The following is an 8,527-nucleotide window of genomic DNA, read 5'->3' on the forward strand; positions in this document are numbered from 1 at the left end:
GGGTGGGGTGGTTGACGGTGGTGGCGGTGGCCGGTGAAGACTTGCGGGCTGTCCTCCGCCCGACCGGGAGTTCTTGTCCTTGAACGCCGCACCGCTGACGCCTGAAACCCTCTGGCCGCGCACGCTGGAGGTGACCCGGCAGGCCCTGGCGACGGGGGCGTTGCAGCCCATCGCCACCGAGGCTCGCACCGTGACGGTCGCGGACGCGACGTTCCAGGTGCGCGTGCTGGGACGGGTTGCGCTCAAGGAGCGTCCCCGGCCGGCGCCCACCGGCGCGGCGCAGTTCAACCCGTTCGCGCAACCGGAGCCGGACCTGGTGTTGGGGGACGTGGCGCCCTCGCACGTGTGCCTGCTCAACAAGTTCAACGTCGTGGAGCACCACCTGCTGCTGGTGACGCGCGACTTTGAGTTCCAGGACGCGCTGCTGACGGCCGGGGACTTCGACGCGCTCGCGACGTGCCTGGAGGGGTTGGACGGGTTGGCCTTCTACAACGCCGGGGAGATCGCGGGCGCGAGCCAGCGGCACAAACACCTGCAGCTCGTTTCGCCGCTGGGTCCTGGCGGGCTGCGGGCTCCGGTGGAGGCGCTGCTGCCCGAGTTGCTGGGACCGGGCCGCGTGGTGGCGGCGGCGACGCTGCCCTTCCTCCACCTGCTGGTGGGACTGGGGCCCTGGGGGACGCCGGCACCAGGGGCCCGGATGCTGGCGGCGTACCGGTTGCTGCGCGATGCGCTCGGCCTGGGCACCGCTTCGCCGTACAACCTGCTGGTCACCCGGGACTGGATGATGCTCGTGCCCCGGAGCCGCGCGGAGCACCTGGGCGTCAACGTCAACGGGCTGGGGTTCGCGGGCTCGCTGCTGGTCCGCACGCCGGAGCAGTTCGACACTGTCGCCGCGCTGGGGCCGTTGGAATTGCTGCGCCAGGTCACGGGCCTGCTTCCGTAGGAGGTGTGCAACCGCGCGAGCGGACCGGCACAATGGGCAGTCAGCGGCTTCACCCATGTCGCGCTGACGTGGGTGGGGGGGCCCTACCGAGGGAAGCGACGATGATGGATGTGAATGAACTGGCCCGGGTGCCGGGGGTGAATCCCCAGGTCCCCGACGCGGCGCGGATCTACGACTACACGCTGGGCGGCACGCACAACTTCGAAGCGGACCGGCAGGCGGCGGAGTTCATGTTCTCGCTGCTGCCCGCGACGCGGAAGTGGGTGCGGATGCTGCGCGCGTGCCTCCAGGTGGCGGCGAAGCGGCTGTCGTCGGAGGGCTTCACGCACTGGGTGGACTTCGCGTCGGGCCTGCCCACGAACGACCATGTGCACGGCGTGCTGCCGCCGGACGTGAAGGTGCTGTATTCGGACATCAACCCGCTGACGATGGCGCAGGCGCGCGTGCTCCTAGGCGACGACCCGCGCGTGCGCTACCTGGAGTGCGACATCCGTCAGGCGAAGGCGTGCCTGGAGCGCCCGGACGTGCGGGAGTTCCTGGGCGGCCAGCGCAAGGTGGCCCTGGGCGCCAATGGCATCACCGTGTTCCTGAAGGCGGAGGAGAACCAGAGGTTCTTCCGCGACCTGTATGACTGGGCCGCGCCGGGTTCGAAGATCTTCACCACCTTCGAGACCAAGGACCCCGCGAAGACGACGCCCCAGTGGGAGCAGTTCGTGGGCATGTTCCAGAAGATGGGCGAGTCCTTCGAGCTGTTCTCCCTGCCCGAATACCTGAAGCTCTGCGAGCCGTGGACCCCCGGCTCCGGCGGCGTCCTGACGGTGCGTGAGTTCCTGGGCCTGCCCGAGGGCTACATCACCGAGCAGGACCGGGAGGGCGTGGGCATCGAGTTCTATGCCGTCATCCTGGAGAAGAAGTAGCCGGCGGCTTTCAGAAGCAGCTCTCTCCCGTCAGCGCGCACCGGCCTGATGCGCAGGGTGTGAAGGGTGGGTTCGCGCAACCCGACTCGGGGCAGGCGCAGGTGGTGACCCTGTGCGTGGTCGGGTTGCAGCACGGACCGTAGGCCTCGATGGGATCCGCTGGGCCCGCGTCCACGCCCGTTCCCGCATCGGTCCCGGCGTCGGAGCTGATGCCGCCATCTTCGCTGGTGCCGGCGTCGATGCTGGTACCGGCGTCGATGCTGATGCCGCCATCGTTGCCGGGGCTGACTCCGCCATCCGCGCCGAGTCCCGCATCCGGGTTTCCCGCATCCTGGGGCCCACCGCAGTCGTCGCAGGTACACGCCTGGCTGAGCGACTCCGCGCAGGTGCCGGCCGCGCAGGCCCGGAAGCTGGGCTGGCAGCCTCCGGGAGATTCACAGGGGCACGTGTCCACCTGGCCGGAGATGCAGCAGACGGCCCACGTCACCTCGCCCAGGGGATCCAGGTCCTCGTACAGCGGGTCGAAGCACCCCGCTCCGAGCAGGGCGAGCAGGACGGCGGGCAGGAGTCGGTTCACGTGGAGTTGGGACACCCGACGGGCGCGGCCTGGGACATGCCGCCGGGGCGCGGCTAGTATCCCACACCCCGTTTCGGATTCGATGTCCCAGGCCACCGTGCCCGGGTGTCACAAGCACGAACAGGAAGGTCGGACACGCGGATGGCGAGCGGGCTCGGTGCGGAGGAGCTCAAGGAGCTCTACGAGCGCTTCGCGCCCGTGGTGCACCGTCGCGCGCTCGCGTTGCTCGGCCGCGACGCCGATGCGTGGGACATCGTGCAGGAGGTCTTCGAACGCATGTTGACGGCGGGTGCGCGGTTCCGACGGGAGGCCCGTCCCATGACGTACGTGTACCGCGTCACCACCAACCTGTGCCTCAACGCGCTGCGCTCGCGCCACCTGCGAGAGTCGGCGCTCCCGGAGCGCGAGGAGTCCGCGGCCCTCACCCCCAGCCAGTGGGAGGCCGCCGACTTCATCCGCCACCTGGTGGGGCGGATGGGCGAGCGCGAGCTGGAAGTGGCCACGCTGCACTTCTTCGACGGGCTGACGCAGGAGGAGATTGCCCAGATGCTGGACGTGTCGCGAAAGACCATCGTCCGCGACCTGGAGTCCATTCGGAAGAAGGCCGCGGAGCTGGGGCGGCTGCCTGGGGAGCAACTGGAGGCAGGCCGTGGCTGAGCACCTCTCGCGGTTGGAATTGGACGAGTGGCTTTCGGGCTTGGACCCAACGGGCCGCATGGGCGCGCACGTGGCGTCCTGCGCGACGTGCGGACCCGTCGCGGAAGAGCTGCGGCAGGCGCGGGAGTCGAGCCTGCGCGCGCCCCGGGCGGCGACGGTGTTCGCGAAGCTGGAGGCGAAGCGGGCCCAGCCGGCGCGGGCGCGCTGGAGCTGGCACTGGGGTGGACCGCTGGTGGCCGCGCTGGCGGTGGGATTGGTGTTGGTCGTTTACGTGCCGAAGGGCACGGAGGAAGGCGTGCGGCTGAAGGGAAGCGTGGCGCTGCGGCTCCTGTCGGACGGCGGCGCGCCTGTGTCCAGCGCGAGGCCCGGCGAGCGCGTGACGCTGGCGGTGGGAACGGGGGCGCACCGGTACGTGCTGGTGCTCGCGGTGGACGAGGCGGGGGCGGTGGATGTGCTCTGGCCGCAGGGGGGAAGGACCAGTGACGCCGTCGAGCCCGGGGCGGAGGTGAAGCTGTCTCCGCCGCTGGAGGTGACGCCGGGGTCGGTGGCGTTGCACGCGTTCTTCTCGGACACGCCGCTCCTCGCGGATGAAGCGAAGGCGGGGCTCCTCGCGCGCATCGCGGAGGCCCGGGTGAGGGGAAGGGGCCCGCTGGACGCGGCGACGCCCGATGGGCTCGGGAAGGCGAGCGCCCACGCGGTCCTGCGGGTCGCCCCATGAGGTTGCTCCTGCGCAGGCCCACTCGGTCCTGCGGGCTGCTCCCTGAGGCAGGTCTTTCGCAGGCACATTGCTCCGCGAGTCGCCTCCTGATGCAGAGCGTCTCCTGGCGCATGGTTTTCGCGAGTCGTCTCATGGGGCAGGTCGTCCCGTGGCACCTGGCTTCCGCGAGCCGCCTCATGAAGCAGGTCGTCCCTGGCCCTTGGCTTCCGCGAGCCGCCTCATGAAGCAGGTCGTCCCTGGCCCTTGGCTTCCGCGAGCCGTCCGATGACGCGGTGTCTCTCCACGGTGGTGGGGTTGCTCGCCCTCCTCTGCGTGTTCGTGGCCCCGGTCCACGCCCGCGCGGCGGAGGAGGCCCCGCGCCGCTGGGCGCTGATCGTGGGTGAGAACCAGGGGCTGCCGGGAGAGGAGCGGTTGCGCTTCGCGGAGGCCGACGCACGGCGGATGCGCGAGGTGCTCCAGGAAGTGGGCACGGTGCCCCCGGAGCGCACCGTGACGTTGCTGGGCACGGATGCCGCCACGCTGCGCGAGGCCCTGACGCGCTTCCAGGCACGGCTGTCCACCGAGGCCTCGTCGCGTGACTGGCTGGTGCTCTACATCTCCTCGCACGCGGGGGACGGTCGCCTGCACCTGCGCGGCACCGAGTTGCCGATGCGCGAGCTGGTGGACTTCCTCAAGGGTGCGCCCGTGGGTGTGGGGCTGCTCATCCTGGACTCGTGCCGCTCCGGTATCGCCACGCGCCTGAAGGGACTGAAGCCCGTGGCCGCGCCCATCCTGATGGAGGCCGCGGACCTGGAGGGACGGGTCGTCATCAGTGCCTCGGGCGCGGACGAATACGCACAGGAGTCGGACGCGTTGCAGGGCTCCTATTTCACGCACCACCTCGCGGCGGGCCTGCGCGGCGCGGCAGATGTGTCGCGCGATGGGCGCGTCACGCTGGAGGAGGCGTACCGCTACGCCTACGCGCGCACGCTGGAGTCCACGCTCGTCTCCGCAGGGGGATTGCAGCGCCCGACGTTCCGGATGGACCTGCGGGGACGCGGGGAGCTCATCCTCTCCGAACCCCGGCAGGCACGAGGGCGGCTGACGCTGGACGTGAAGGCTCCGGGACGCTGGCTGGTGCTGTCCTCCGAGAGTGGCGCGTTGGTGGCGGAGTTGGAGAAGGGCGAGGGACCCACGACGCTCGCCGTGGCGCCGGGGGCGTACCGGCTGCTGCTGCGCGCGGAGGAGGGGTTCCTGGAGCGGTCGGTGACGGTGCCCGTCAATGGCAGTGCATCGGTGGGAGGCACGCCCCTGGAACAGGCCGCGCGATCGCGGCTCGCGCGCAAGGGTGGGGCAGGGGCCACGCTGTTGCTCGCGGTGGGGCCGTCGCTGACGTCTGGGATTGTCGCGGGCCTTCCCTCCATCGCGGGCCTGGACGTGCGCCTGGAGCGCGAGGGCCGGCTGGGATGGGGGATGGATGCGTCGGGCGTGGGGTTCGCGGTGCGCCGGGGTTCGGGCCGACGGGTGACCTTCCGGCAGACGGAGGTGGAGTTGCGGCTCAATGCGGGGCCGCAGTGGAAGCACGGGCCGTGGACGTTCTCCGGCGCGCTGGAAGCCGGGGCGCTGGCGGTCTTCCAGGGAGGACTTCCCTTCGATGAGACACGCTTCGGTCTGGAGCCGCTGGCCCTGGTGTCTGGAGGCGTGCGGCTGGGCGTGCGGAGCGGCGTGTCGATGCAGTTGAGCGCGTCGGTGGGAGGCGTGGTGGCGCGCAGGGATTCAGGTGTTGCGCTGGTGCCCCGGGCCTCCGCGTCGCTGATGGTGGGTTTCGCGCTGTAGCCTGAGGGTCGCGGTCTTCGCGCGCTTCCGGGTAGAAGGCTCCTGCTGAATCTTCCGCTGGAGGCTCCCGTGTCCGTGCGCCGTCACCCGCTGCTCTTCGCCACGCTGTGCTTCACGCTGGGGTGTGCGGGTTCGCGTCCCGCCGCTTCGCCGCCGCCCGCTGAACCCGGTGCGCTGGAGCGGGTGGCGCTGGTGCACGGGGGCGCGGGTCCGTGGGCGGTGGCGGGCTATCGCATGGGGGATTTCGCGCTCCAGCAACTGGGCCTGCCCCGGGGCAGCTTCAAGCTGGAGGTCGTCCACCACAGCCCGGCGCTGGTGCAATACACCTGCGTCGCGGACGGGGCGGCGGCGGCCACGGGCGCGAGCCTGGGCAAGCTCAACCTGTCGTTGGTGACGGCGCCCACGCCTGAGGCGGTTGCGACCACGTTTCGCAACCGCGCCACCGGCCAATCCCTGACATTGCGTCCGTCCGCCAGCTTCGTGCAGCGCTTCAAGGACGTCCCACGCGAGAAGCTGGGCGCGGCGGGCCGTGAGGTCCTCACGCTGCCGGATGCGGACGTGTTCGAGACCGTCGCTCCGGCGCCTTGAGCCTTCTTCCTCCTCACACGGGGCTGACGCTGGCCCTCGGAAGGGCTACACCTCGCCCATGCCCCGGATGGATGGTGCGACGACAGGCTGCGGACGGTGTGGGTGAGACAGGCCTGTCTTCCCCTGCTCATGGCCCTCTTCCTCCTGAGCGCCTGCAAGGAGGCGGTCCCTCCGGCCTATGTGCGGTTGTCCGGCCCGGCTCCGACCCTCGCGGGTGTTCCGACAGGCGGGGCCCAGCTCCTGGTGTTCTGGGCCGCGTGGTGTCCTCCTTGTCGTCAGGAAGCTCCTGGGCTGCGAGCCCTGGCGCGCGACCCGCCCGAGGGGCTGCACGTCGTGACGTTCGGCCGCGATGTCTCCCTGGAAGAGGTGGCCCGCTTCTTCGACGGCCGCGTGCCGCCGGAACTCAACCTGCGATTGGATGCGGGCGAGGTGGCCACGCAGGCCCTGGGCGCTGAAACCCTTCCCACCAGCATCCTGGTCGTGGAGGGTCGCCTGGTCGCCCGGTTCACGGGCCCCCGGAAGTGGGACGCCCCCGACATGCGACGCCTCCTGGAGCGGTTGATGAAGGAGCGGCAGGCCCCTGCCGCTTCAGCCCCGCTGCGTTGACCCCGGTTGCCCGGTGCTCATATAGAATGAGCACCGCGCGCATGCAGACCCTCTTCCGACTCCTGGCCGTCCTCCTGGTGCTGACGACGGGCGGCGTCTTCCAGACGCTGGCCTTCGCGACCGGGGCGTCCTCCGCATGTTCGGAAGAAGCGGATGAGGACTGCGCGGACTGCACGGCGTCCTGTGGCCTGTGTGTCCGCTGCCCCCAGCCCGCGAGCCCGACGGTGGATGTCCTTCTGCCCCTGGCGCCCGTGCTGGTGGCGGAGCCGGTGCACGGGGTCATCGTCCATCCGGTGCTGACCGCTCCGTTGACGGACGTCTTCCAGCCGCCCAGAGCCTGACAACGGCCATCGACGGGGGACGTGTGTCCTCTGTCTAGCCCTCGCCACGCCTGCCTTCACCCTCGTCCAGGTTCCCCACGCACTGACCGCGCGGGGTTTCAACGCCGCTGCCCTCCATCCGCGAAGGCCGGCCCGTCCGTGTTGGGACAGGCCTGCTCTTTCGCGACAAGGAGGGCCCGGCAGGAGTCCACATCCATGCGTTCGTTCCGCTCGCTCGTCGTCCTCTGCGTCCTGTCTCTTGCCCTCCCTGTCCTCGCCGAAGAGGCGCCCCCCCAGGCAAAGCCCACCGGCGAAGCCCCGAAGTCCCCGTGTGAGCACGGGGTGCAGAAGGCGCTCTGCTCCCGCTGCAACCCGAAGCTGTCCGCCGTCTACAAGTCCAAGGGGGATTGGTGCGCGGAGCACGAGCGGGCCGAGTCCCAATGCGTCATCTGCAATCCGAAGCTCGCCGAAAAAGGGGTGAAGTGATGGCTGTCCGCACCGTTCGGGTCGCGCCAGCCCTCTTGCTCGTCGCTTTCGGGGCGGGTTGCGCGAAGGAGCCCCGTTCCGCGCCCGCGGAGGTTGCGTCCACGAACGGTGCGGGCGCCCCTCCGGCCTCGGCGCAGCCTGCCCAGGTGAAGCTGTGTCAGCACGGGGTCCCGGCGGAGCTTTGCTCCCGGTGCAATCCGGAGTTCGTGGAGGTCTTCAAGGCGCAGGGCGACTGGTGCGATGCGCACGGCGTGCCGGAGTCCCAGTGCCTCCAGTGCAACCCGAAGCTCGCCTTCACGGCGCAGGCGCCGCAGGACTGGTGCGCGGAGCATTCGGTCCCCGAATCCAGGTGCACCCGGTGCAATCCCGCGCTGGTGACGAAGTTCATCGAGGCGGGGGACTACTGCCGCGAACACGGCTTCCCCTTGTCCGTCTGCCCCATCCACCACCCGGAGCTCGCGAAGGCGGCGGGAGCGGGCACCGCCGCGCTGCCTCGCGTACGCCTGGCCTCCGCGGAGACGGAGTCCGACATGGGGCTGCGCACGCAGCGGGTCGAGCGCAAGAAGCTGGCGCGGACGCTGGAGGTGGTGGGGCAGTTGGACTTCAACCAGAACCGTCGCGCCCAACTGTCCGCTCGGGGCGAAGCGCTCATCCTGGAGACGCGGGGGGATGTTGGCGACGAGGTGAAGGCCGGACAGCCGCTGCTGATGCTCGCCTCCGCGTCGGTGGGGGAAGGCCAGGCCCAGCTTGTGGCGGCGGCGGCTCGCGTCGTCGCCGCCCGGGCGGTCGTCGAGCGTGAGCGGCACCTGGTCTCCAGGGGCATCTCCGCCCAGCAGGCATTGGAGGCCGCCGAGGCGGAGCTGGCCGCCGCGCAGGGAGCGTCCGAGAGCGCCCGCGCGA

At 70.7% G+C, this 8,527-nt stretch carries 10 protein-coding genes and 1 pseudogene; 10 read left to right on the forward strand and 1 reads right to left on the reverse strand.

The window, feature by feature from the left end:
* The first annotated feature begins 79 nt into the window (after positions 1-79).
* Positions 80-943, forward strand: coding sequence for an ATP adenylyltransferase family protein (locus tag D7V88_RS35365; RefSeq protein WP_120545012.1), 864 nt, complete (start codon positions 80-82; stop codon positions 941-943).
* A 101-nt stretch (positions 944-1,044) separates the two neighbouring features.
* Positions 1,045-1,860 (forward strand): SAM-dependent methyltransferase, encoded by an 816-nt coding sequence (locus tag D7V88_RS35370; RefSeq protein WP_244238568.1) that lies wholly within the window; start codon positions 1,045-1,047, stop codon positions 1,858-1,860.
* 10 nt (positions 1,861-1,870) lie between these two features.
* On the opposite strand, the gene D7V88_RS35375 is transcribed toward D7V88_RS35370, so the two are convergent.
* Positions 1,871-2,437, reverse strand: a complete 567-nt coding sequence (locus tag D7V88_RS35375) for a hypothetical protein (RefSeq protein WP_147448995.1) — start codon at positions 2,435-2,437, stop codon at positions 1,871-1,873.
* A gap of 141 nt (positions 2,438-2,578) precedes the next feature.
* On the opposite strand from D7V88_RS35375, the gene D7V88_RS35380 reads away from it, so the two are divergent.
* From D7V88_RS35380 to D7V88_RS35415, 8 genes and pseudogenes are all read left to right on the forward strand, one after another.
* The gene (locus tag D7V88_RS35380; protein WP_120545006.1) at positions 2,579-3,094 is read left to right on the forward strand and encodes a sigma-70 family RNA polymerase sigma factor; all 516 of its coding nucleotides are present in this window, start codon (positions 2,579-2,581) and stop codon (positions 3,092-3,094) included.
* Positions 3,087-3,812 carry a hypothetical protein gene (locus D7V88_RS35385; RefSeq protein WP_120545007.1) on the forward strand — a complete coding sequence of 242 codons (726 nt, stop codon included), beginning with the start codon at positions 3,087-3,089 and terminating at the stop codon, positions 3,810-3,812. Before D7V88_RS35380 ends, D7V88_RS35385 begins: the two co-directional genes overlap by 8 nt.
* Before the next feature lie 264 nt (positions 3,813-4,076).
* A complete protein-coding gene (locus tag D7V88_RS35390; RefSeq protein ID WP_147448996.1) occupies positions 4,077-5,627 on the forward strand; it encodes a caspase family protein in 1,551 nt (516 codons plus the stop codon).
* Positions 5,628-5,696: 69 nt separating this feature from the next.
* Positions 5,697-6,215 (forward strand): FmdE family protein, encoded by a 519-nt coding sequence (locus D7V88_RS35395; protein ID WP_120545009.1) that lies wholly within the window; start codon positions 5,697-5,699, stop codon positions 6,213-6,215.
* Positions 6,216-6,344: 129 nt separating this feature from the next.
* Complete coding sequence (locus D7V88_RS35400) at positions 6,345-6,821, forward strand: TlpA family protein disulfide reductase (RefSeq protein WP_120545010.1); 477 nt, start codon at positions 6,345-6,347, stop codon at positions 6,819-6,821.
* A 41-nt stretch (positions 6,822-6,862) separates the two neighbouring features.
* The gene (locus D7V88_RS35405) at positions 6,863-7,162 is read left to right on the forward strand and encodes a hypothetical protein (protein ID WP_120545014.1); all 300 of its coding nucleotides are present in this window, start codon (positions 6,863-6,865) and stop codon (positions 7,160-7,162) included.
* A 195-nt stretch (positions 7,163-7,357) separates the two neighbouring features.
* Positions 7,358-7,627 carry a hypothetical protein gene (locus D7V88_RS35410; protein ID WP_120545011.1) on the forward strand — a complete coding sequence of 90 codons (270 nt, stop codon included), beginning with the start codon at positions 7,358-7,360 and terminating at the stop codon, positions 7,625-7,627.
* A pseudogene (locus D7V88_RS35415) lies at positions 7,627-8,527 on the forward strand (efflux RND transporter periplasmic adaptor subunit); the annotation flags it as partial. The gene D7V88_RS35410 and the pseudogene D7V88_RS35415, both read left to right, overlap by 1 nt.

This window comes from Corallococcus terminator (genome assembly GCF_003611635.1).
GTDB lineage: Bacteria > Myxococcota > Myxococcia > Myxococcales > Myxococcaceae > Corallococcus > Corallococcus terminator.

Bases quoted from the DNA above. Each gene is read 5' to 3' on its own strand.
- D7V88_RS35370 (WP_244238568.1), top strand. From the start codon at position 1,045: ATGATGGATGTGAATGAACTGGCCCGGGTGCCGGGGGTGAATCCCCAG.
- D7V88_RS35380 (WP_120545006.1), top strand. From the start codon at position 2,579: ATGGCGAGCGGGCTCGGTGCGGAGGAGCTCAAGGAGCTCTACGAGCGC.
- D7V88_RS35390 (WP_147448996.1), top strand. From the start codon at position 4,077: ATGACGCGGTGTCTCTCCACGGTGGTGGGGTTGCTCGCCCTCCTCTGC.
- D7V88_RS35400 (WP_120545010.1), top strand. From the start codon at position 6,345: ATGGCCCTCTTCCTCCTGAGCGCCTGCAAGGAGGCGGTCCCTCCGGCC.
- D7V88_RS35405 (WP_120545014.1), top strand. From the start codon at position 6,863: ATGCAGACCCTCTTCCGACTCCTGGCCGTCCTCCTGGTGCTGACGACG.
- D7V88_RS35410 (WP_120545011.1), top strand. From the start codon at position 7,358: ATGCGTTCGTTCCGCTCGCTCGTCGTCCTCTGCGTCCTGTCTCTTGCC.